Here is a 24,121-nt window from a genome sequence, read left to right as displayed (position 1 = left end):
TTGACGGTTTGGGGCATTACAGCTGTTGCGGATTAAGCAAGTCGAAACTTTCGAGTTAAGCACCGATCTTAAAGGTGCAAAACAAACTTCAAATTTAGCACAGAAACCGCAATAGCCAATGACCTATATTAACTGCTGAAAACTTTATCCTTAATTATTTTTCTCAATCCATTCGATAATTTTTAAGGCTACTGCATTTGATGACAGGAAATTTTGTCCAGTAATAACTCTACCGTCTTCTTCAACGTAAGATCCATTTCCCTTTACAAATTTAAAAGTTCCCCCTCTTTCTTCTATTGTCTTCTGAATTAAAAATGGGAAGTGTTTAAAATATTCACCATCTTGCTTTTCAAAAGAGTCAGGATAACCACTTACTTTTTTTCCTTCAACTAAAAATTCACCATTTTTAGTTTTAAGGTTCACGATACCCGCTGTTCCATGGCATACCGAAGAAATAATACCATTATTATCTTCATATACCTGCATAGCAATGCGTTGAATGTCCGAATCTTCAGGAACATCATACATGGCACTTCCACCCCCAATATAATGAACTGCCTTGTAAATTTTATAATCAATTTCTTTAGGGCTCAAAGTATGTTTTACGGCGTACATAAAGTCTTGACTGTATAAATATTGCTTCTGCAAACTATCAGAGGTATTGATATAGGCTAAAGGAATAGCACCACCCTTTGGACTTACAAAATCAACGGCATAACCTGAATTTACAAAAGTATTGTAAGCGTTTACGATTTCGGCAAAGCTATTTCCTGTTGAAATGGTAGAGTTTCCGTAATAATGTGCATTGGAAACGATGAATAATATTTTTCTTCCGGATTTATTGCTGGATTTGCTACTTGCTGATTTGCTAATTATTTTCCATTCACCCTCAATTTTTTTTAGTAAGAACATATCCATAAATTCTTGCTTCTTTTCAGGTATAATAATTTCGGCCTTTGCAATAGCGATATCATTATAATATTCTATAGAGATAATTTTTCCTAAACGACCGTTAAATACTCCTTTATTGCCCTTTTGAAACCAGCTGACATATTCGGAAATTGGAACTACCCATAACGGTTTTTCTTTGTGGCTTAGAAAAAGATTGGCTTCAGCATAAAAAGCCTTAATAATATTGTCGGGCTTATTATAAGATGTGCCATCAATATAGTTTTGAATACAATTTTCAATCAGAGACTGTTCTGATTGTGCAAAAGACAGATTTGATAATAGTGCAAATAAGACTGTGAAAAAGATTTTTTTCATAAACTTTGGATTTTTAATGTTTTAAAAAATATTTCGCAAATTATATCGCTCAAGCTTTAAAACATTCCAAGTTTATAATAATGGAGTACGAATGTATATTTTAGGAGTAAAAATTATTCTTTTGATAATTTGAAGGTGTAGTACCTGTAACTTTTTTAAATGAACTATAAAATGTACTGCTCGAATTAAATCCAGCTTCAAAACCCACTGCATCTATTTTGAACTGAGGATTTTCCTTTAATAGTCGTTTTGCTTCATCAATTCTATATTCATTGATGAATTGAGTAAAACTTTTATTCAAATTGTCATTAATAATCTGCGATAGCAATTGAGGACGGGTATTTAATTCTTTTGCCAAAATTGATAAAGTGAGGTCGGGATTGGTATAGATTTTTTTCGTTTCAAAAAGTATGTTAATTTTTCCCTGAATTTCTTTTACTAGCTCTTCATCTATTTTGTTGATGTATTTTTCTTTATTAATCACCGAGATTAATGTTTTGTTTTTTGCATAATAGATAAGAAGTAAGGAAATGTAAAAGCTAAAGGAAAAAGTCAAAGCACCCGAAATATATGAAGTATACTTAGCTAACGAGTAGGAAAGCCAAATGGCAAAAACGCCACAAATAATTGATAATATCCAGGTTTCGTGATAGCTAATTTGGTTGCGATTAGTGACTAACTTCTTGAAAATTTGTTTAGCCTCATAAATGGATAGTATAATAAAAATAAACCATTGAATATTGATAAGGTAGTAAATTATTCCTCTCCATATAGCGGGATTGTCTTTGTATGGGAAAAGAAAACCAAAAACACTTATAGTTATAATGATCAAAGTGAGGCTATACTTTGCGAAAGAATAGTTAAGATTTCCGAGTGCTGACTTAACAAAAAAACATAACAATGGGCCAACTAAAAAACAAGCTGACAAACCTATTTGTAAATACGTTTTTGACAACTGCGGATTAAAATTATAAAATACTGATTTTCCTATTCTTATACTTAAAGATAATAATAGAAGCCCTAGAAATAAATCGGATATCGTTCTGTTTCTCTTGAAGAATACAAAATAAAACCCCAAAACAATACTATTAAAAACACCTATAGCACTTAAAAAAAATAATATTTGATTGCTCATTAATTGGAAAATATGCTTTCTTTTTGGAATTGTTGTAATATAGACGAAGGTTTTAAGATTTGCAAGCGGTTGGTTGTTTGGCTTTCTAGTTGTTTGGGTTGGTGGTGATGAGGAAAATGAACAACAGGCATACCATTGTAAAAATGGCGGGTGGTCAAATTTATTTATATTACGGTCGCGAGTGTTATTAATTTTTTAACATTAAGATCGATTTAAATGGGCCCATTGTTATAAACAACAGGTACTTGATGTTGTAGCCACATGGTCATCCAGGCAGAACCCATTCTACTGGCAATGGCTTCTTCTCTGCCCAGGTAACTATTTTCTGTATTACCGGCATAGGTATGCCCATCGGTATATCGTCTTTGTTGGCCCAACACTTTATCCATATGCAGCTTGGCCCAATATTTTCCTTTATGCTTTTTTGAAAGATGATCCCAGCCATAAGACGAGGCCGCAATGTCTAGATTGGCAAAGTTGTCATAAACACCAAATCCCCAATCAGAACCCTCAGGATAATAAACATCTGCCGTTCCTACTTGGTACATGGTACCACCTGGAGCTTTATATGGCGGGGCAGAAAATGAATGTGTGGTTACCGAATAGTAAATTTTATCGAGGTTAAAGCGTGCTGCTTCGGGCGTTGCTTTCCCCGCCAAGGAGAATACAATGGGAGCGTTGATCATGGAAGCCAAGGCATTGTATTGTGGATGTATGATGCCGTGGTTGATCACAAAACCGGGCTCTTCCATATTATAACCTTTTACCCGGCTGCTCACGGGCTGTCCATGTATAATTTTAGGGTTATGCAAATCGGATGGTAAGGAAGTTGCTGCGATCAAATATTCGACAGCTTTAGACAACCATTTGTTAGCATGGGGGTGATGGGGCAACATTACGGCCGCCAGGTATAATAATTCGGCATTCCAAGCGTCTTCTTCAATCTTAGAGTCTCCAGGAAAAAGTAATTTCCCTGTCCTGTCTTTATAATATAAGGGGGCGGTTGGCACAAAACGATCTGCTTCAGACACAATCATTTTTATAACGTTAGACTGGTCTGTTGCTGAAAGATCATTCCATAGCAGCCATGCCGCATAGCCTGAATAATAAGCCCAATGCGCCGCTTGCCAATCGCCTCCCCATACTTTTCGGGTATTATTCACCTTATGGTCGTAAGCTACGGCACGCACCATTTGGATCGTCTTATCTTTCGCTTCCTGCAAAGAAACACCTGTAATGGCGGGCTCGTATATTCCTGTTCTTATGGCAATGGCAATACCAAATGCCATTGCTGCAGGAAAACGATAACGGTATTCATTTACTTTTGATGTGCTCTTCAGATCGAGATAACCACTCGAGTCTGCCTGGTATTTTTTCAAATCGCGATACCATGCGGTAAGTGCAAATTTATTGGCATTCAATAGGCTTGCTTTTACCATTTTAGCCAGCCTATGGCGTGGCGATTTCTTTTTGAAACCATTCCAGTCAATCTGCGTTACCCTTACCGAAGAATCTGACAACTGCACTACCCTATCCTGACTTTTCACTGATTTTACGGCTAAAAGGAGTAATAAAATAGTAGTGGCTATCCTTAATTTATTGAGCATTTTTTGTGCAATTTAATACTCCACGTGATAATCTTTCTTAAACGCTTGTCCGCTCCATGCTTTTTTTGAGGTCCAATCTGCTGCTGGGTCAGTCCAAAATTTATGATCGGCCGGCAGTCCTAAAGGCAAAAATCCCAGCGTTGCCATATACAAACTTCCTGTAGAGGTATATCCATCTGCAATGTTAGGTTGTGACCCGCAAAAACCTAAAACCAACCAACTGTCTTTATCAAAATTGTTGTAGTGATCATACATGCGGTGCATTACGGCACTTAATGCGCAACGAACCTGAGCGGGACTGATACCCGATGGCAATTTGTCCATTAAAGCAACCTGACCTAAAGCCTGAAATGCAGCAGTACGATAGGTGACAGACCTGCCCATAGGTGGATAGGTGCCATCCGTTCCGATGATCCGTTCTGAAAACTCTGAATAACGCACCATGCGTTTAACGGCAGTATGATAGATTTCAACATCCAATCTCTTTTTATCTGCCAGTACTTTAAAAAAGTCGACCAGCATGGGATGGATGACATAGGAATTGTAATAATCCATACTAAAACTAGGGCCATCGCTGTACCAGCCATCACCTTCATACCATTCTAAAATTTTACGTTTTGCAAATTCTATCCTTACCGGATCGGCCTGCTGACCAATACTTAATAAAAATGCCTCGTTAATACCCGCAAAAAGCAACCAGTTATTGTAGGCACCCGTTCTGTTACGTAGGGCCTTAAACTCTTCGGCAATTCTACTTTTTGTAAGCGAATCTAGCGGTTCCCATAATGCTTTGGGCGCCCTTAAAAAAGCCTGTGCCATATAAGCGGCATCAACTATTGGCTGGCTTTCTGTTCTGAAATTCAGGTAATCTGGATGAGTGGGATCTACGGCGTTGGCAATGCCTTTCAAAAGTGCGGTACGTAGTTCCTTTCTCATTTTTCCCTCTTTAGTTTCGTCATCGGGCAAAGCAAGCCATGGCGCAACGCCTGCCATGGTACGCCCCACCGCTTCCAGGTAGGTTACTTTTTTAAAAAAATCTACCTTTTGCCCCGGCGGAACCTCTACAGGCATATTTTGCCTTAATGTTCCATTTGCCAGATTAAGTATTACAGGGGAAGAGATCTTATACAATAGATTTGCCCAATACGCACGATCCTGAGCTCCGGTAGCGATGACAGGCGCTTTTATTTTTGTTTTCTTTTGCTGTCCAAAAACGATTGTAGTTCCGTTAAGAAAAATTACTGCAATTAATAAAATGTACTTTAAATTCTTCATTTGTTTTTTAGGTTTTACTCACTTCAAAAATTCTTTTCGTGCCGGGCAAAACCTTTATGGTAAATGAAATTGCCTGCGGTACTTTTTTATGATATTCTACCTTCGAAGGGATCACCAGACCTGATGATACATCTCTTAAAATTAATTTAGCGGGTTTAAGATTGCTGATTTTAGCTGATAAGTCAGCCCATTTGATGGTAATGGTTTGCTCTATTTCTGCGGGCGTTTCATTATAAATTTCTTTTATAAAAACATGCTCTTTATGGTTCGCATACATTGGAAGCAGTTCGCTACCGGCCAATAAAAACGCACCTACGCCATAAACATCTGTATCGTCATAACCAACTTTGTCTGGGGCCGCACCTTGAGCCTGTACAAATCCTAATTTACCATCTGGATGTACAGAAGTGGTGAGTGCTGTCCAGGCTTTGGAAACAATAGGTTCATATTTTTTATAAGAAATAAGCCCATTATTTATGCCCCAAGTTAAAGCATAAGCAATAAAGCCGGTACCACTGGTTTCTTTTACGGGAAAGCTTTCTGGATCTAATAAGCTTGCGTGCCAGCTTCCGTCTGCCTGTTGCAACGAAGCCAATTTTTTAGACATGCCGATAAATAGCTTTACCAATTTCTCTCGTTCTGGATGCTTTTCGGGCGTTGCGGATAAAAGACGGGCCAGGCCCGCAATTACCCAGCCATTGCCCCTGCTCCAAAACACCTTGGTGCCGTTTTTCTCTTTTTTGTCAAAGTAACGACTGTCCCTGTAAAAAAGATGTTCGTCTTTATCATATAAATACGCAGTAGATTTCCACCATAGTGCTATTGACTGATCGAGATAGCGCTGATCTCCGGTTGCCTGCGTTAAATAGCCCAACGCCGGGGGTCCCATAAACAAGGCATCGCACCAGGCCCATTCGCGTGTATAAATTCCATTTTTCCACTCCAAACCTTCCGTATGTGGCAAAGAAACAATCGTATCAGCTAATGCCCTAAATTTCTGTATATATTCTGGCCTTTTATAAATGGTATATAATTGCGAATACAGTTGGCCAACACAATAGTCATCTGCAAATAAACGGTACCTACCTGTTTCCCATTTATTATCTACACCTACTTGGATCAATTTATTGTAATAGGTTTCGTCATTTGCCAGTTTTGCCCATGCCATCATTCCGGTATACATTGCACCACTGGTCCAATCCTTTTTAGGGTTTTTCCACCCTTTGGTTTCTAAGTTTGTCCATTGCCAGTCGGCAACTCTTTTCATTTGACTAAAAATATCATTGGCTGATATTTGCTGCTTTTGAGCATCAACCTTTTCAAAAGAAAAAAAGGCAAGCAGTACTAAGATGATTGATTTACGCATTTATATGTTGGCTAAAATTCTTCACAAGTAAGGTTCGGTTTTGCTATTTAACATCTGAATATCCTCCTACACCATAATTAAATAAGGCTTAACGATTGGCAGTCCAATACTGGAATGATAGCAGACCAAGCCCTAAGTTAAAGCAAATGAGAGTTCAATTACTTAAAAAGACTGCACAAACGTTTGCTTTTAAATGAAAATCAAGAAAAATAGGCAGTTGGTTAGTTTGTTGGTTGGGTATATATACTAATGCTTTAAGATCTCCCGCACAAGCTGCCAACGATCTAAGCACAAGGAAGAGTGGCGACGTAGAGCAAACGAATAGAATTCATAACCCATTATAGCACAAGAATTTGCTTATACATAATTTTATACCCCCCTCCATTTGGTGGTCAAACACAAAACGAGCCGCTTTAAGCCTTACGCTTTCTGCCTTTTAACCTTCAACTCATAACCCGTAACTTACAACATAAAACACTTTAGAAAGCAAAGTCCGTCAACCTATCAACACCGGCCGGGCTATCCGCTGTAGTCCCGATCTAGCGTCGGGAGCTGCCGCTACTATCCCGTTTAGTTAACCCAATGCACTGCAGCAAACAACCTATAACCCGCAACTTTTAACCCTATGCTTCCCTACTTCGTAATTTCCATCCTTGCCTTTTACCCCTTTATCAAGCTTCATGCTTTCTGCCCTCCCGCCTTTAACTCGCAGCTATCCCCTTCTCCATTACGGCAAACCTCTCCTTGCACAGCCCTTCGCACAAAGTGGCAAAGCCCTCGGCAAGTTCCAAAAACCTATAGGGCGAATGTCCGTTCAAATTGTAATTATCGTTATAGCGGGCCTGGTGAAAGCTCTTCATCATGATATGCAGCAGGACCTCAGTTGCCTGGGTACCCATAAAATGCATCAGGGGCTCTGCAGAGAAACAGCCGCACACATACAGCAGGCGCTGAAGGTTACGGATGTCAGATTTATAGCCCATATTCACCCATATCAGTCCTACGCAGAGCTGCTCACAGGCGTGGTGCAGCAAAAACACACACATCTTGTCCCTGTTGTTATCTAGGGCCTGCTCCGCTGCCTCCATAAATCCCCTGGCCATCCCACTTCGGTGGTGCCAATGCGCCCTCAGCCGCAGCAGCTCCCGCTTGGGGTTGGGGGCCTGTACCTTCCCTTGGGCAACTAGGCCGTTGGCAATGTACAGCAGTACGCCCCGGTTGAGCACACTGGTAAAATAGGCATTGCAGGCCTTAAGGTTACGTCTTAAGATTTCTTCGCCATGGGCGTGCACCACAAACTTATCCTCTGTATTCTGCCTGTCCATAAAGGACTGTATCTCGTTTTCGACACTAGCACTGCCCTCGGTTATCACCAACAGGTAGTATACAAATCGATTTCCCTTTCGTGCCGCGGTAAAAATACTATCGCATTGGTCCTGCCAGCACAGTTGTGCAAACTGGTAAATGTGCAGGGGTTTAAACTGCGCAATTAATAAGTTAATTATCTGGTTGGCCGCTGTAGCTGCGCCAGGGTTTAAAACGGCTGTTTCCATAGCTTTTGAGTTTTGGGTGAATACAATTTATAAGCGCTGGAAACGCCACCTCTTTGCACTGCCTTTTGCAATGGTCCTACAAATGGTAAACTGTTTTTACTTTCCATGCTCGTATAGTTTTACGAGTCCTGTTGGTAAGCTGCCCTAAAGCAATACATGTGGGACTACATACCATAACTACATTAAAGTTTCTGAGGCCTTACGTTGAAATGGATTTACAGCAGTCCCACATCTATTTCGATGCACAAAGATAATGCATCTACGTATAGATATGGGCATTAATCTGCTGTCTTGCTTCAACGGCCTCAGATTTTGTAGTTGCAAGACTTTTATTAATACCTAATTACAATAAATCAAATATACAAATTCATTTCATCTGTTACAAGAACTTATAACAAAAAATAAGTTAAATTTTATTGTATTTATTGGATGAATGAAGCAAGAGACAGAAAACGATTACAAGCATTTGGTGAAAACCTGAGAAATATTAGGGAGAACTTAAATTTAAGTCAAGATCAAGTAGTTGCAAAATGCGATGTTACCAAAGGCAACCTTAGTAATATAGAGAATGGAAATAAGGATTTTACATTTACAACTCTTTTAGAAATAGCAAAGGGCTTGAGTGTTCACCCAAAAGAATTACTGGATTTTTAGCCTTAAACCAGTTGAACAAAACAGATTAAATGAAATATGCGCTCCTGTTTTACGCCTTATCTGCAATTATGTATTACCTAGCCAAAACAGCTATACCACTTTTGATAACAGCCCTGCAAACGGGGTAAATTATTACCGCCTAGCACAAAAAGACAATGATGGTGGGCTTGCCGAGCTTGCCAACGGCGTGGTTAGCTCATCGATGGCCGCTGATGAGGTTAAGGCATGGGCCAACCCTACCGACAAGCTGTTGGGCTTAAGCTTTAGTGCGGGTAAATACTATCGTTTAAAGCTAGTGGATGCCAATGGGAAAACCCTGCTGACAAAAATGATAACAAACACCCAGAATAATACCAAATTAGATCTTAGCAATTACGCCAAAGGGGTTTACATCGTTGAGTTTATGGGGCTTTCCGGCAATAAAAACATCAGGATCTTAAAATAGAAAACCTCAATGGGGCACTAGAGAATAACCGAAGAGACCATTTTCGGCTATTTTTGTTCCCCATAGGTAAATAGACCGGATGGCGGCGAAAAAGCCACAGGCAAGCATAGCGAGAACGTAGAAAAACCGGGGAGTTATGCATGGCCCCATATTAAACCGGGAGTAGCCAGCCGCACCAACGTTCATTGAAAAACAGGTATTGCTCTTCAAAAAAATCAAACAATAGGCGCTTTACAAGGCAAAATCTAAAATCGTAAATCTAAAATCGTAAATCAATTCGTACTTTTGCGGCTTAAACATTTGAATAAATATGTTAAGAACAACTACTTGCGGTGCGTTGAGCCTCGAAAATTTGGGCGAAAACGTTACTTTGTGCGGCTGGATGCAAAACTCTAGGGATTTGGGCGGAATGACTTTTATAGACATCCGCGATCGTTATGGCATTACCCAATTGGTATTTAACATGAACGACAATGCCAATTTGTGCCAACAAGCCCGTGAACTTGGTAGAGAATACGTGATCAAGGTAAGTGGCGAAGTGGTTGAGCGTTCTAACAAAAATAAAGAAATTGCTACTGGCGACATAGAAATTAAGGTTTCGGCATTAGAAATTCTAAATGCGGCGAAATTACCTCCTTTTTTAATTGACGACAAGACGGACGGTGGCGATGACTTACGCATGAAATACCGTTACCTGGATCTACGTCGTAACCCGGTACGCAACAATATGATTTTACGCCACAAAATGGCACAATCGGTTCGCAGATATTTAGATGAACTTAACTTTATTGAGGTAGAAACACCGGTTTTGATTAAATCTACGCCAGAAGGTGCCCGCGATTTTGTGGTGCCCAGCCGTATGAACCCGGGCGAGTTTTATGCCTTGCCCCAATCGCCACAAACCTTTAAGCAACTGTTAATGGTTTCTGGTTTCGATAGGTATTTTCAAATTGTAAAATGCTTTAGGGATGAAGACCTACGTGCCGACAGGCAACCTGAATTCACACAGATAGACTGTGAAATGTCATTTATCGAGCAAGAGGATATCTTAAACACTTTCGAGGGCCTGATTAGACGCTTGTTCAAGGAAATAAAAGGAATAGATCTACCTGAAGTTCCTCGCATGCAGTATGCTGATGCCATGCGTCTTTATGGCTCCGACAAGCCAGATACTCGTTTCGAGATGACTTTTGTAGAACTAAACAGTATAGTAAAAGGAAAAGATTTTGCTGTTTTTGACAATGCAGAACTGGTTGTGGCCATTAATGCAAAAGGCTGTGCGCATTATACGCGTAAACAGTTGGATGAGCTGACCGATTTTATGAAACGGCCTCAGATTGGGGCCACGGGATTAATTTATATGCGCCATAACGAAGACGGCTCGTTAAAATCGTCTGTAGATAAGTTCTACAATGAAGATGAGCTTAAAAAATGGTCGGCGGCATTAGATACAAAACCAGGCGACTTGGTTTTGGTTTTGGCCGGACCTCACCAGGACAAGGTTCGTAAACAAATGAACGAACTTCGTTTAGAAATGGGTTCCCGCCTAGGCTTACGTGATAAAGATAAGTTTGCGGCGCTATGGGTGTTGGACTTCCCGCTATTAGAATGGGATGAGGAAACCGAACGTTACCACGCCATGCACCATCCATTTACCTCTCCAAAACCAGAGGATATTGCCCTACTGGACACCAATCCTGGCGAGGTAAGGGCCAATGCCTATGACATGGTACTAAATGGTACGGAAATTGGCGGAGGTTCTATCCGTATTCACGATAGGGCTTTACAGGCTTTAATGTTTAAACACCTGGGCTTTAGCAAAGAAGAGGCACAAAAACAATTTGGCTTCTTAATGGACGCTTTTGAATATGGTGCTCCACCACATGGCGGTTTGGCCTTCGGCTTCGATCGCTTATGCTCTTTATTTGCAGGCCTAGATAGTATTAGGGATGTAATTGCTTTTCCCAAAAACAACTCGGGCCGCGATGTAATGATTGATAGCCCAAGCACCATTGATGATAAGCAGTTAAAAGAACTGAAGATCAAAACAGAAGCTTAATCTGTTTTCAAACCAGTAGACATAACAAAGCCCCGATTTTACATCGGGGCTTTGTTTTTTACCTTAAGTCTTATTCATTTATATTTATGGTAATGAAAATTTTTACCCCTTCAATAGCAGCTCGTACTTCAGCGGAATTGATACAAATTGTTGCTGTTCCAGAAAACTGGGATAACGAAGCTGTTCTTCAGGCCAAAAAAGAACTCTCAATGAGGGGCGTTGATTTTCAAGGCTTAGCGGTGAAAGCAAAACACTTTTACAATCGTAAAGAAACCCTGCAACAACTTCGTAGGGCTAAAGAAGCTTATTCCATAGCTGATTTTATTTTTAGTCCCGTATGGACCCTATTAGAAATTCTAATATCCTGGGAATTAAAGAAAGACGGATATTTACGAAAAGCTAAGCAACAAAAGATATTTAGGGCCATCATACTTGTAATAATGGTCTCCATCTTTTTATTCTGCTTCTTCAGCAACCTTTAAATACAGATATTGATCAAACTGATGCTGAAATAAATTCAGCATGACGAGATGGAAATTACTTAAGAGAACACACTTAAATCAACGAAATCATAATCGTCATTGCCAGGCACGAAACAATCTTAACGCGATAATCTCTACTCAACAATAAAAGCTCTACCGCTCTTAGGCTAACAACATCTCGATATGAGGGATATCGTCTTCCAGATACTCATCGCTACACTTCACAAAACCAAAGCTTTCATAAAACTTCTTCAAATAAAGTTGTGCTCCAATTCTAATTGGTCTTTTGCCATATGTCTCGTAAACCTTCTCTATACTTTTTTCCATCAAGGTAATGCCCGCACCAATCCCCCTATATTTAGCATTAGTCAGCACACGGCCAATGCTCGCTTCTGCAAAAGAAACTCCCGGCGGAACTATTCTGGTATAGGCCACCAGGTTTTCGTCGTCCCAGGCCATTAAATGATGGCATTTTAAGTCTTTGCCATCTACATCTTGATAGTTACATTGTTGTTCCACGATGAAAACTTCGCTCCTCAGCCTTAAAATAGTATAAAGTTCCTTTTTTAAGAGTTCATCGAAGCATTTATAAGTCCAGTTTAATATTGGTTTGTTCATATCATAAAAATTTGCCCCCCCATACGGATCGGCACAGGCCTACGAAGTTTTTAAACTTCGTAGGCTTAGAAAACATTAGGCCAAATTCCTTCCAGCATTCACAATGCCATAAACGGTTCTGATGGCCAATTTTTCATACGCTTGCTGTTTTTCTTCTGACAGCTCATGCTGCAGTTTTTCCAAGGCATAATGCTGTATCAATACCAAAGGCAGGATGATCTTCTCCCTAATGGCAATAGAACGCTTTTCTACGGGATAATTCTCCATTAAGCTGGCATGCCCGGTTAGTTTAAGCAACATTTTTTTAGACAACTCAAATTCATGGTGAAGTTTTTTCCAAAACTTGCCAAACGTTTCATCCTTTGCCAAATAAGCCGTTATTTCAAAGTCAGACTTGCTCATTGACATGATTCCATTATCTATAATAGTTTTAAAATATCCCGACTGTTGATAGGTTTTCACCACCTGATCCCAATTTCCGGATTTTTCCTGAATATTTAACGCAGTTCCAATACCATAAAACCCTGGTACATTTTGTTTTAGCTGGCTCCATGCCGTTACAAAACTTATGGCCCTAAGGTCATCTAGCTTTAACGCTTCTCCAGAATTTCTTTTTACCGGCCTACTGCTGATGGTAATTTTCGACAGCAAACTCAATGGCGACAATGCCTCCAAATAAGGCAGAAACAATGGATCGTTCCTCAAGGCAATATAGGCCTCATAACTATCTTTTGCCATGGCATTGAGCACATTGTAATTGTCTTCATCCAACAGCACATTATGCTTACTTTTTACGCCCGAAGAAATTCCCGCATTAATCAATTGTTCTATATTAAATGCGGCACTGTCAACCGAACCATATTGCGAACTAATCGTTTGCCCCTGAATGGTCAATTGAATATTCTTGTTTGCAATTTCTTTTCCCATGGAGGCATAAAAGCGATGCGTTTTACCTCCGCCCCTTGATGGAGGTCCACCTCGACCGTCAAAAAAGGCAAGTTGTATATTATGTTCTTCCGATACTTTTGTCAATGCTACTTTTGCCGTAAAAATAGACCAGTTTGCCATCAGGTATCCCCCATCTTTGGTACTATCAGAAAATCCCAGCATGATATGCTGCTTTCCATTTCTAAGCGCCAAATGTTTTTTATAGAAAGGATGTGTATAAAGTTTCTGCATGATCTCTCCTGCGCCCGCCAAGTCATTCACCGTTTCGAACAAGGGTACAAAATCAATAGTCAACTGTTCTGCCTCCCAGCCGCTCCATAAAAACAATTCCATTAATTGAAGAATATCACTAGCTTGCTGACAGTTACTTATAATAAAACGATTACACGCTTTTTCTCCATTTCTATTTTGAATATCCTTTAGTTCTGCAATGGTGCTTAAGGTGTCCTTAATCAAATTATCCTGCTCTCCCTCAAATATGATCTTCGCATTTCTAAAAGATAGGGCTGCTAGCTTTTCCGTTTCGCTAAGTTCATCATAATGCTCACTATAAAGTGAATTTATAGGTTTTTGTGAACGGCAATATTGGTGCACCTTTCTTAATATTCTACTGTCCTGCCTAATATCAAGGGAAGCAAAATAACAGCGGTACAACTCTACCTTCCTCAAAAGATCCTCTACCAGATTAGCAAATAATCCTCCGTGATCATTATTTAAAACGTTTAAAATATCATTCAAGTTTTTAATGATATAATCTGATATATCTTCTTCTTTTACAGAGATATTAAAAGCATTTTCATAAAGTATTTTCTGAAGGTCATTTATACTATTCTCCACGCCCCTAAAAGTAATGCGTCTTTTAATATTCCTAAAATCACGATAGTAGCACCTAAATAGAATCTGGCGCAGCATTCTTGTTACCTCTAATGTTGTTTCACTGTGCACATTGGGATTTCCATCTCTGTCTCCACCGGGCCAGAACCCAAGCTCGATCACCTTTTTTGGTTCAATATGGTATTCGCTCAATAATTGGTTGAGGTTGGTCTGGATATTAGCCGCCGCGAAATAGAATACGTTTTCCAAGTACCAGGCCAGACTAAAAGCCTCATCTACTGGTGTTGGCGATTTCTTATTAAAAAACGGCGTTTTGCCCAATTGTTGCAACAATTGATTGATGGCGGTAATATCATTGACCTTAATCGCTGCCGTCAGATCGTTGATAATCCCTAGCACAGGGCCTGGATAAAACTGAGTGGGATGAGCGGTAAGCACCAGCCTCAAAGAAAACTCTTCAATTAAATCATCTATCTTTTGATGCAGTTCGGCATTATCGTTTGCTTTTAAGAACAATGCCCTTAAAGAACTTTGCTCATCACTTACGTTTAACTTTGTAAAAGATGCATCTTCTACTGCATCAAACAAAACGACTTGACGTTCTATATACTGTATAAAGCGAAACAAAAGATCAATAACGTTCCGTTCCTCGTTGCTCTGGGCATATTTATTAAAAAAGCCTTGTATAAGCTCATTTGGTTTTTTATGATCCTTAACGCCCTCTTCACAACTTTTAAAAAATAAGGGCAACAGAGTCCCTGTATCTTTAATTTTATAAAAAGGCAGGGTAAGAAATAGGCTGTTGTACAATTCGAAACGGGAAATTACCTCGTTATTGAAAAAAAATTCACGTTGACTTGGTTGATTTACTTGCATGCTGAAAAGATAAGTATATTTAGTTTGTTACAAAAATAAAAATGTCGAAATGAGATTGTTCATATAAAATTTTGAATTGCAGCAAAAAAGCTATACCTTGTACCTATTAAAGGTTAAACATTAAATCTTTTAAAAGCATTACAATCCTTAGTCATAAGCATTGTAAAAAATTGTTAATTTTTTGGGAGAAACAGCCCCGACTTATCATCGGGGCTGTTTTATGTTTTGCCATTACATAAAAATAAAATCCAAAAAAGCGAACTCAACATCTTCAAATGCTTAAAAAAGTAAATTAAAGGTAAAATCGCTCGTATTTCCCCACCCCAAATAGGTCAGACGAGAATAGTTTTCTACATATTGAGCACTAAACTTCTCCTAAACTTTTATATTCTTATTTCAGATAAAACATCTTTTTTTCTTGAAAAAAGCTAAAAAACTGGCAAAAAGACAATTAAAGCCTGTATTTTTGTTAAAATATTCTTTTTTGGGGAACCTAATCCCCTTTGGCGTTCTTTTTGCCTTAGTGTTCGTGACACAATAAGACTAACTAAGCCCTAATTTGGTGTTTAACCACTCCTGATGATCAGGCTCACAAAATAAATCCATAACTAAAAGAAGACTAAGATGTCATTTATAAATCACCTTGAACAATACTTGGAGCTCATCCCTTCTTTTCCGTTCGTTATACAAGTTGCACTGTACTTTATTTTTATGAATGCGCTGGCTATCGTCATTTTTGTGGTGTCTGCCTGTATCATAAGAAGAAATAAAAGGCTAGCCGATAACCTAGAGCAGGATCTCTACCCAAAAAATATCGCATTTTTTAACGAAATACTTGATTCGAATGAAATTTATACCGAAGAAGAAGTATACAACCGTTATGTAGAAAGCCTTGGCAAGGCTGGCAAACTGAATAAAAAAACGTATCCCCCGCTAATTTCAACGCTTGAGGACATGGTCAAAAAGAATACGCATATTCTTTCAGACAAAAATTATCCAAGCCTTGTTAAAGGACTTAAAATAGAAGGTCATTTATTAAAAAAACTCGATTTTTCCAACACCAGGATCAGGCTGAGAACTTTTCAAACGCTATCTATATTAGGTCTAACCGCACCAGACTCATCTATATTACCCTACACGCACAGCAGAAATGCCTTTATAAGGAAAGAATCCAGGAACTCTTATATTGCCATTAGCAACAACGATCATTTCAAGTTTTTTGACCAGGCAGACAATTCACTGAATTACTGGGACAACATCTCTTTAATGCAGCAAATGCAGATGCACCACAAGAACAATTTGCCAAACTTTAGTAAGTGGATAAAGTATTCCAGAAATAAATCCCAACTATTATTCGTTATTAAAGCCGTAGCACACTTTAATCAGACAAGTGCTGGCTCTGCCCTAATGGAACTGCTGCACACAGAAGATCATGATGTAAGAAAGGAGGCCATTATTGCGCTGGGAGAAATGAGCATTGCCGAGGCCGAAGAACCTATGATCGAGATGTACCGTGATCAACCCCAAAATTGTCAGAATGCCATTATAGAGGCCTTACTATCCATACATTCGGGAAAGGCCTTGGACTTCTTAAAATCTGCCTATAGAGAGGCGGGAAACCTTGATTCAAAAAAGCTGATAGCCGAGGCATTATACAAATACAATGATGAAGGAAAAGCCTATATACAAGAGCTCTATGATATAGAAAAAGGTTTTAACAAACTTATTTTGGATCATATTAAAAACCCTTTAATTCCATCCCGTTTAAGGGTAGGCAGAAAAAAGCAGCATAAAGATCCGGAATATAATTACGATTCTTTGGGGCTTAATCTAACTACTACATAAAGCAATTCACCAATAAATCAACTATGGACGCTACTTATAACCTATTTGAATATTTTATATTTTTCTACGCTTCTTCGCTATTTTTGCTTTATTGTATTCTAGGCACGCTCTCTTTCATTAATATACTTAGATATAAAACTTATAGTTCAAAACTCGATGACAGTTTCTTACTGGAATCTTCGTTAACGCCCGGAATTTCCATTATAGCTCCGGCCTACAATGAAGAAAAAACCATTATTTTAAACGTAAAATCGCTACTTACAATGAACTATCCTCTGTTTGAGGTAATTATTGTTAATGATGGAAGCAGAGACAAAACCCTTGAATTATTGATCGAAGAATTTGAACTGGTAGAAACACCCTTTGCCTATATAGAACGAATAAAAACTAAACCTTTTAAGCGGATCTTCAAATCTACCAACCCAAAATACAGTATACTCACCATAGTAGACAAGGAAAATGGAGGTACAAAGGCCGATGCTTCGAATGCAGGCATAAATGCCTCTCAATATCCCTATTTCCTGTGTACAGATGTAGACTGTATCTTACATAAAAATACCATGTTAAGAATGATCAAGCCCATTCTAAACTCAAAGGCAGAGACCATTGCGGTTGGCGCCATATTAAGGATGTCGAATAGCTGTGATGTGGAGGAAGGGGTAATCACCCGGGTTAGACCCCCCAGGAGAATCATCCCTCTTTTTCAGGAAATGGAATACTTACGGGCCTATCTATTTGGTAAAATGGGCTGGGCATTGATCAACTGCGTGCCAAACGTATCTGGCGGACTCGGCCTATTTAATACCGAAGTGGCCATTAATGCGGGTGGCTATAACGGCGCTTCACATGCTGAAGACATGGACTTGACCACTAAAATGGCAGCATTCATGATCGACAACAAAAGAAAATACCATATCGATTATATTCCGATATCCTGTTGTTGGACAGAAGGTCCTCCAAACATCAGAATCCTTTCCCGCCAACGTACCAGGTGGGCTACAGGGTTGGCCCAGATTTTTGTAGTACATAGAAAGTTCTTGTTCAATCCAAGGTATAAAAAACTAGGCCTTGTGGTATTCCCTTCAATGTTCATATATGAGTTTTTAGCACCTATTATAGAAGTCTTAGGTCTAATATGGTTTATATTTCTTGTGTTAAAAGGTGATGTAAATTGGAATATGGCAATGTATATTTTTTTATATTCGTATTCCTTTGCCATCACCATTGGCTCGCTGGTTATACTATATGATAATTTTATACAAAGACAATACAAAACCTTTTTTTACGAAAACTTTAAATTATGGCTGTGCGTCTTTTTTGAAAGCTTTATCTATCACCCTCTTATTGTATTTTTCTCTATTAGCGGATATTTCAAATATTTCACTTCCAAAGAGGTAAAATGGGGCACTATGACAAGACAAGGATTCACCAAGATTGAAAAAAAAGAAAAAATAAATGAGCAAGCAAGTATATAATGGTTTTAAGTGGATAGCCATATCCATTTTCAGCCTATTGGTAATTGGCAACCTATCTGCACAAGACTCTTCGCAAGATTCATCGGACGAGTATTTTACGCTTGCTCGTGCAGAAGGCTCGAAGGGCAATTTTGCAAAAGCAGCAAGCTACTGCGAAAAAGGCCTGAAAAAATCTCCATTGGACATGGATATTAAAGAGTATCTGGGCAAATGTTATATGGAACTAGGTCAACTTGAAAAAGCCAGGACCACTTTATTAGACGTATTAAAACAAAGTCCCAGAAGAGTAGACGCAAGACATTACCTCATCAATATAGAAACCCAGAGTAAAAGATACTATAGTGCAGTTTGCTATGCCAATGAACTGCTAGAAATTACCCCATATAGCAAAGCACTCTGGTTAAAGAAGATCAGCCTTTACCATCTCATGGACAACAGGGTAGAGGCCAACAGATCGGCAAAAAGGTTATATCAGATTTTCCCCGACGATATAGAAGTAAAGGATATGTACAATAACATCCTAAAAGATGATGCCGTGAGGCTTGCCAAGGGAAAAAACCTCGAATCGGCTGTTGATCAATATGAAAAAATATTGGATTTTTCCGCTACAGATACAGAAGCCTATCTTAATCTGATCAATGCGTATATCAAATTGGGCAATTATTCTGCAGCACTATCTGTAGCTGATAGGGGTCTACAGACCTTGCCCAACAGCAATCCCATCTTTGACAAAAAAATAGGGCTTCTTGATGAAACCAATGAATATCAAAGGGCCATTACCCTTACAGAAGAAAAGTTAAAAAGAGGCGAATCGGCACATTATAGAACCTTACTGAATTACCTGGTAGAAAAAGCGGCAAGACATTATAAAAATGCCGACCCTTATGTACTTTACAAAAGAATATACGATCAAAGTCCCTCAAATGCTGAGGCTTTTAATTTTATTTTAAACACCTCAATTACAAGAGGATACTACGAAGAAGCAGAAGCATTACTTAAAAAAGCATTAAAATCAAATCCCAACTCTAAAGACCTGCTCTCCAAGCAGCTATATGTTTATGAGGCTCAAAAAAATTGGGAGAAAATAGGCAATACCGTAGAAAAGTTATATACCTTATATCCTAATGATTCGGATATAAAGGAAAAATATAATACTTGGGTTTTCCAAAAGGCAAAATTGGATTTCAACGAGCAAAACTATAAGGAGTCTTTATGGGGCTTCCTTAAAGTATCTGAAACACCAGAATATAAAAGATACGCCAACCAGTATATTTTTTCGATCCATGTGGCCCAAAAATCATACAACGATGCCCTAAAACTAATCAATAGCATGATTAGTCGCTATCCAAACGAAAGCCAGTATACACTCAACAAGATCGACCTCTTCATGACCATGGAGGATTATGCGGCGGCCTATGAAATGGCAAAGGATTTCAAAACCAAAAATCCCCAAAGTTTAGAGTATGTACATATGGCCAATACCGCCTCTCTAAGCTATATTAGGTACCTAAACAAGGTAGAAGACTTTGAAAAGGTAAAAATGGTTACGGATGAGCTTATTGCCGCAGATCCATTAAATATGGAAGCCTATCAATATGGCATTGGCGCAAGGGTGGCCATGAAGCAATATGATGAGGCCTTGGCATACATCCAAAAATCATTACAGTTCTATCCAAAATCAAAAGAAATACAGTTAAAACTAGCTGGCGTATACGCCGCGGCGGGCAACCATGAAGAGGCTACCGGTGTGCTCAAAGCGTTACATCAGGAATATCCCTACAATGATAGTTTGAGAAACAATTTGGTAGAAGAAATGCTCTTATATGCCAAAACAACCGATGAAAAAGGCGAATTTGAGAAGAGCAAGTCCATATACAACCAAGTGCGAACGATAAGCCCTCAAGATACCTTAGCTCCTATTAAACTGACGAATATTTTAATAGAGGAAAATGCCTTGGTCAGATCGATGGAGATCATCGATTCTGCCCTGATCTATCATAAGGATTATCCAGATCTGTTGTATCAAAAAGGACTGATTTATGAGAAAATGGGCAACTTTAGGCTGGCCAGGGAATACCATAGCAGATATATGAATCCAATGACCAAATCACAACAAAACCAGGAACGATTAGATTACTTGGACGGAAAGCAATTGAAAAATCAGGTCAACCTGAGCTACCTGAACGTAAACACAGATTCTACCCTACTGAATACCTCTATTGCCACAGCGGAGTACCTAAGGCAAATCAATAAAAACAATGCTGTTATAGCAAGGGTAAATTATGCCGCAAGAAAAACAGGAGTTGGGGTACAGGGTGAATTAGATTGGTACCATACTTTTAAAAGTAAATCTAGCTTTATCGCTAGTGCTGGTGTGGCAAACCAGTATTTTCCAGAATTTAAGGCATCCGTATCTTATTTCCAACCCCTTGCTAAGACCTGGCAGGCAGAAATTGGAGGAAGATATGCTCGTTTAAGAGATGACAGGAACTTTTTCACCGGTATTGTTGGCCTGGAGAAAACTTTCGACAAGGTTTGGTTGAATGCCAAGGTCTTTTTAATGAGTGATGGTACAGATTATTACCATAACCTACTTGCCCAATCCAAATTCTATATGAGGAATGATAGAAACTACATCGTGGCCATGGCTTCCCTAGGTACCGCTCCTGAAGACCAAAGGTTAGATTTTCAAATCAATACCTTTACTTCTTATGTAAATACCATGGTGGGAGCCGGCTATTTTCATTATATCAATTCCAGAACCTCTATAGGCGCACAGGGAAACTGGTATAATTTCAAAATGACCAAAACCAATTATATTAATCAGTATAATGTTTTTTTAACCGTTAGAACTAAGTTTTAGTAAGCACCATGTATAAAAAGGCGATCTTTTTTATTGTTGTTGTCCACTTATTCCTGGTCTGCTGTGCCAGTTCAAAAGATTTTACGCTGTACAGAAAGGGAGAAGTTGTTCCCAAAATATTTGCCTTTAAAAACACATGGAGTGCCGCTAAAGATTTTCAGCAACTCTTTCAGAAGGCCACGGGAGAAAAGCTGGAGATTATTTCCCAAAAGTCTAATTCCTTGACACCTATTGTAGAATTGACCATCCAAGAAGCAGAAGATTTTGGGCTTAAAATAGAAAATGAAAAACTAATCATATTCGGCAGATCGGAAAATGAACTTTTACGCGGCATCAGATACCTCTTTAGCCATTATACCAACGTTAATCAGTTTTCCATAAACGATCCCTCATTAAGCCCACAACGCGAGATTATCTTGCCCGACAACATCAGCAAAGCCGAAGAAGGTTTTACCTATAGAGAGCCTTATTTTGCCCAGAATTTTGACCCAGCGTTTAGGCTTTGGAACAATACACAAACTTTAGAAGAGGTATGGGGCCTATGGGGACATCATATGGGCAAATTTATTACGGTCACCCCGCAAATGATGGCCATTATTAATGGGAAGCGAAATGATGAGCAGTTGAATTTTTCCAGCTCAGCACTTCAAAAGGCATTAGAAAAAGCCATAAAAGAGAAATCAGAAAGTGATCCGATGGTCAAGAAGTTTATGATTATGCCTTACGATAATGACTTGGTATGCCAATGCGATCAGTGTCTTGCCTTGGGAAACACAAAGACCAATGCAAGTCCTGCCGTATTTCACCTTATCAACCAATTGGCTTCTAAATTTCCCGAGCTCGAGTTCTTTAGTACCGCATATGTAAGTACCGAAACACCCCCAAAAGAAGCACTAGGTACAAATGTAGGCATTATGCTGAGCAGCATGCCTTTTCCCAAAGGAATCGTTATTGAAAACACCAAGCAAGCGGAAAAAATCAAAAACACCATCTCCAATTGGAAAAGCATTACCAAAAATATCTACCTATGGGACTATGCCATTAATTTCGACAATTACTTCGAATTCTACCCTACCGTTTCCATTGCCCAAAAAAATCTTAATTTTTATAAAGCAAATGGCATAACGGGCGTATTTATGCATGGCAGTGATGAAGGTTCTTTCGCCGCATTTGGCGACCTTAAATGCTACCTTTATGCCCAGCTTTTAAATAAGCCCAACCTGGACCTTAAAGCCCAGATTAGGCTCTTTCTCGAAAACAAATACCCCAAATTAGGTAAAGATTTAGCCGAATACTATTTTAAAATAGAAGAAAAAGCCTTAGAAAACAATAAAAGTCTTGATATATATGGAGGCATTAAACAATCTAAAAATAAATACCTTAAGATTGATGATCTAAATAAAATAATTAACAAAATAAATGCTATTTATAAAGATTTAGGCCCCGAGGAACAAGTCGCCATTAACCCAATCCTGTTATCGTGTATTTTTCAAAAACTCGAGCTATTAAGGACTAACGGCATAGGGCGCGAAGGCTATGCCAGTTTTAATCCGGAAAATTCGGGCTCGGTTTTAAATCCAGAAGTCACTGCTTTGATTAAAGCACTTAAAAAATTGGGCGCAGCACTAAAGATAGAGGTCTATAACGAATCTGGATTTACCTTATCCCACTACATTAGCCTATGGGAGACCAACCTTATATCAAAACCTTATAAGAATTTCTTCTACCAAAAACCTTTCCAAGTATTGAGCAGGTTAGATGAAGATTATTCAGACGGTAGCCTATTAAATGATGGGGCCTTGGGCTTTGATGATTACTATAACAACTGGCGGATCTGTACAGTGGACAATTTAAGTATAGAATTAAATGCCGAGGAAGTAAAAGCGGCCAAAACACTACAACTACATTTCCTGTCTGATGAAAAGCACAAAATCTACCTGCCGGAAAAAGTAGTCGTTAGCATTGGCAATGAGAAGTTTGAAGTAATGGTTCCCAAAGATCAAGAAAGCTTGAATAGTAGACGTATAGTAGAAGTGAACATGCCAATTACTCTACCCAAATTGGCACAAAAAATAAAGATAGAAGTAAAAAAGTCGCAAGAATTTCAAAAAAGAGCAATAGCTTGCGATGAAATAATATTTAAATAAGAGTTTGAACTTGTTAAAAATGACCTACAAGAAAAAATACATCATCGATCAAGGTTTGTTTAAATGGGCATTTTATTTATGCATGACATTTACGGTACCGGCTTTTTGGGCAGGATGCACCAGTAGCGAAAACAAGCTTACCACTATAAAAATTGAAGACCCCGTTAGGAAATACTTCCCCATTGTCCAAGGGCAAAAGCAAAACATCCTTGTGAAGATATTCAACACAGGAGACAACCCTTTAAGAATATATGACGTATATCCTTCCTGTGGCTGTACCATTGCCAAACATCCCGAAAAAATTATCCCCGTAGGTGGCTTTGGCATTATTGAAATGGAATACAACAGTAATAAAAACATCGGTTACGCGGGGGTTTATACCACCATTAAAACCAATACCAAAGAAGGTACCCAATCATTTTTCTTCGAAATTAATGTAGTGCCAGATCCACTCTATACCAAAGATTATGAAGAACTGTACAATGCCGATAAAGACAACAACAACAGCCTTATAAAGGAAATGGTCGACGGAAAAACCAATCAACAGGGCTACACCGTAGACACTTCGAAAATGAGGAAATTTTAATAGGTAGATTTTTCCAAAAATGCCTAAGCAAAAGGCCGGATTTATCGATCTGGCCTTTTGCTTATCTTATCATTTCACTTTGTTGAA

Annotated in this window: 17 protein-coding genes; 9 read left to right on the top strand and 8 right to left on the bottom strand. The window is 38.8% G+C overall.

Going from position 1 to position 24,121, the window contains the following annotated elements; genetic code table 11:
- Positions 1-150 precede the first annotated feature (150 nt).
- The 6 genes from JHD79_RS04220 to JHD79_RS04195 all read right to left on the bottom strand — a co-directional run bounded on the left by JHD79_RS04220 (position 151) and on the right by JHD79_RS04195 (position 8,202).
- Entirely contained in the window at positions 151-1,266 is a 1,116-nt protein-coding gene (locus tag JHD79_RS04220) for a nuclear transport factor 2 family protein (protein WP_199117951.1), read from the bottom strand.
- A gap of 100 nt (positions 1,267-1,366) precedes the next feature.
- A complete protein-coding gene (locus JHD79_RS04215; RefSeq protein WP_199117950.1) occupies positions 1,367-2,401 on the bottom strand; it encodes a helix-turn-helix domain-containing protein in 1,035 nt (344 codons plus the stop codon).
- Between the two features lie 212 nt (positions 2,402-2,613).
- Positions 2,614-4,008 (bottom strand): hypothetical protein, encoded by a 1,395-nt coding sequence (locus tag JHD79_RS04210; RefSeq protein ID WP_199117949.1) that lies wholly within the window; start codon positions 4,006-4,008, stop codon positions 2,614-2,616.
- A gap of 12 nt (positions 4,009-4,020) precedes the next feature.
- Entirely contained in the window at positions 4,021-5,283 is a 1,263-nt protein-coding gene (locus tag JHD79_RS04205; RefSeq protein ID WP_199117948.1) for a DUF2264 domain-containing protein, read from the bottom strand.
- Between the two features lie 7 nt (positions 5,284-5,290).
- Positions 5,291-6,649 carry a glycoside hydrolase family 105 protein gene (locus tag JHD79_RS04200; RefSeq protein ID WP_199117947.1) on the bottom strand — a complete coding sequence of 453 codons (1,359 nt, stop codon included), beginning with the start codon at positions 6,647-6,649 and terminating at the stop codon, positions 5,291-5,293.
- Between the two features lie 701 nt (positions 6,650-7,350).
- Positions 7,351-8,202, bottom strand: a complete 852-nt coding sequence (locus JHD79_RS04195) for a hypothetical protein (protein WP_199117946.1) — start codon at positions 8,200-8,202, stop codon at positions 7,351-7,353.
- A gap of 429 nt (positions 8,203-8,631) precedes the next feature.
- On the opposite strand from JHD79_RS04195, the gene JHD79_RS04190 reads away from it, so the two are divergent.
- The 4 genes from JHD79_RS04190 (at position 8,632) to JHD79_RS04175 (ending at position 11,842) form a co-directional block, all read left to right on the top strand.
- A complete protein-coding gene (locus JHD79_RS04190) occupies positions 8,632-8,856 on the top strand; it encodes a helix-turn-helix domain-containing protein (protein WP_199117945.1) in 225 nt (74 codons plus the stop codon).
- Positions 8,825-9,301, top strand: coding sequence for a T9SS type A sorting domain-containing protein (locus tag JHD79_RS23110; protein ID WP_199117944.1), 477 nt, complete (start codon positions 8,825-8,827; stop codon positions 9,299-9,301). Before JHD79_RS04190 ends, JHD79_RS23110 begins: the two co-directional genes overlap by 32 nt.
- A gap of 310 nt (positions 9,302-9,611) precedes the next feature.
- Positions 9,612-11,360, top strand: coding sequence for an aspartate--tRNA ligase (gene aspS, locus JHD79_RS04180; RefSeq protein ID WP_199117943.1), 1,749 nt, complete (start codon positions 9,612-9,614; stop codon positions 11,358-11,360).
- Positions 11,361-11,452: 92 nt separating this feature from the next.
- Entirely contained in the window at positions 11,453-11,842 is a 390-nt protein-coding gene (locus JHD79_RS04175) for a hypothetical protein (protein ID WP_199117942.1), read from the top strand.
- Between the two features lie 162 nt (positions 11,843-12,004).
- On the opposite strand, the gene JHD79_RS04170 is transcribed toward JHD79_RS04175, so the two are convergent.
- The gene (locus tag JHD79_RS04170; protein ID WP_199117941.1) at positions 12,005-12,460 is read right to left on the bottom strand and encodes a GNAT family N-acetyltransferase; all 456 of its coding nucleotides are present in this window, start codon (positions 12,458-12,460) and stop codon (positions 12,005-12,007) included.
- Between the two features lie 75 nt (positions 12,461-12,535).
- A complete protein-coding gene (locus JHD79_RS04165; RefSeq protein WP_199117940.1) occupies positions 12,536-15,118 on the bottom strand; it encodes a phosphoenolpyruvate carboxylase in 2,583 nt (860 codons plus the stop codon).
- A 624-nt stretch (positions 15,119-15,742) separates the two neighbouring features.
- Here JHD79_RS04165 and JHD79_RS04160 point away from each other — a divergent pair.
- Genes JHD79_RS04160 through JHD79_RS04140 form a run of 5 tightly spaced genes read left to right on the top strand, consistent with a single transcriptional unit; the run spans position 15,743 to position 24,034 of the window.
- The gene (locus tag JHD79_RS04160; protein WP_199117939.1) at positions 15,743-16,963 is read left to right on the top strand and encodes a HEAT repeat domain-containing protein; all 1,221 of its coding nucleotides are present in this window, start codon (positions 15,743-15,745) and stop codon (positions 16,961-16,963) included.
- Between the two features lie 23 nt (positions 16,964-16,986).
- A complete protein-coding gene (locus JHD79_RS04155) occupies positions 16,987-18,438 on the top strand; it encodes a glycosyltransferase (RefSeq protein WP_199117938.1) in 1,452 nt (483 codons plus the stop codon).
- Complete coding sequence (locus JHD79_RS04150; RefSeq protein WP_199117937.1) at positions 18,419-21,301, top strand: tetratricopeptide repeat protein; 2,883 nt, start codon at positions 18,419-18,421, stop codon at positions 21,299-21,301. The genes JHD79_RS04155 and JHD79_RS04150 overlap by 20 nt, the downstream gene beginning before the upstream one ends.
- Before the next feature lie 8 nt (positions 21,302-21,309).
- Positions 21,310-23,448, top strand: coding sequence for a DUF4838 domain-containing protein (locus JHD79_RS04145; RefSeq protein WP_199117936.1), 2,139 nt, complete (start codon positions 21,310-21,312; stop codon positions 23,446-23,448).
- 19 nt (positions 23,449-23,467) lie between these two features.
- Entirely contained in the window at positions 23,468-24,034 is a 567-nt protein-coding gene (locus JHD79_RS04140; protein WP_199117935.1) for a DUF1573 domain-containing protein, read from the top strand.
- Positions 24,035-24,121: the final 87 nt, after the last annotated feature.

It is taken from the genome of Pedobacter sp. ASV28 (assembly GCF_016428855.1).
In the GTDB taxonomy this organism is placed as follows: Bacteria; Bacteroidota; Bacteroidia; order Sphingobacteriales; family Sphingobacteriaceae; genus Pedobacter.
This window is presented reverse-complemented; position numbering and strand designations above follow the sequence as displayed.

Bases quoted from the DNA above. Each gene is read 5' to 3' on its own strand.
- JHD79_RS04220 (WP_199117951.1), bottom strand. From the start codon at position 1,266: ATGAAAAAAATCTTTTTCACAGTCTTATTTGCACTATTATCAAATCTG.
- JHD79_RS04215 (WP_199117950.1), bottom strand. From the start codon at position 2,401: ATGAGCAATCAAATATTATTTTTTTTAAGTGCTATAGGTGTTTTTAAT.
- JHD79_RS04210 (WP_199117949.1), bottom strand. From the start codon at position 4,008: ATGCTCAATAAATTAAGGATAGCCACTACTATTTTATTACTCCTTTTA.
- JHD79_RS04205 (WP_199117948.1), bottom strand. From the start codon at position 5,283: ATGAAGAATTTAAAGTACATTTTATTAATTGCAGTAATTTTTCTTAAC.
- JHD79_RS04200 (WP_199117947.1), bottom strand. From the start codon at position 6,649: ATGCGTAAATCAATCATCTTAGTACTGCTTGCCTTTTTTTCTTTTGAA.
- JHD79_RS04195 (WP_199117946.1), bottom strand. From the start codon at position 8,202: ATGGAAACAGCCGTTTTAAACCCTGGCGCAGCTACAGCGGCCAACCAG.
- JHD79_RS04190 (WP_199117945.1), top strand. From the start codon at position 8,632: ATGAATGAAGCAAGAGACAGAAAACGATTACAAGCATTTGGTGAAAAC.
- aspS (WP_199117943.1), top strand. From the start codon at position 9,612: ATGTTAAGAACAACTACTTGCGGTGCGTTGAGCCTCGAAAATTTGGGC.
- JHD79_RS04175 (WP_199117942.1), top strand. From the start codon at position 11,453: ATGAAAATTTTTACCCCTTCAATAGCAGCTCGTACTTCAGCGGAATTG.
- JHD79_RS04170 (WP_199117941.1), bottom strand. From the start codon at position 12,460: ATGAACAAACCAATATTAAACTGGACTTATAAATGCTTCGATGAACTC.
- JHD79_RS04165 (WP_199117940.1), bottom strand. From the start codon at position 15,118: ATGCAAGTAAATCAACCAAGTCAACGTGAATTTTTTTTCAATAACGAG.
- JHD79_RS04160 (WP_199117939.1), top strand. From the start codon at position 15,743: ATGTCATTTATAAATCACCTTGAACAATACTTGGAGCTCATCCCTTCT.
- JHD79_RS04155 (WP_199117938.1), top strand. From the start codon at position 16,987: ATGGACGCTACTTATAACCTATTTGAATATTTTATATTTTTCTACGCT.
- JHD79_RS04150 (WP_199117937.1), top strand. From the start codon at position 18,419: ATGAGCAAGCAAGTATATAATGGTTTTAAGTGGATAGCCATATCCATT.
- JHD79_RS04145 (WP_199117936.1), top strand. From the start codon at position 21,310: ATGTATAAAAAGGCGATCTTTTTTATTGTTGTTGTCCACTTATTCCTG.
- JHD79_RS04140 (WP_199117935.1), top strand. From the start codon at position 23,468: ATGACCTACAAGAAAAAATACATCATCGATCAAGGTTTGTTTAAATGG.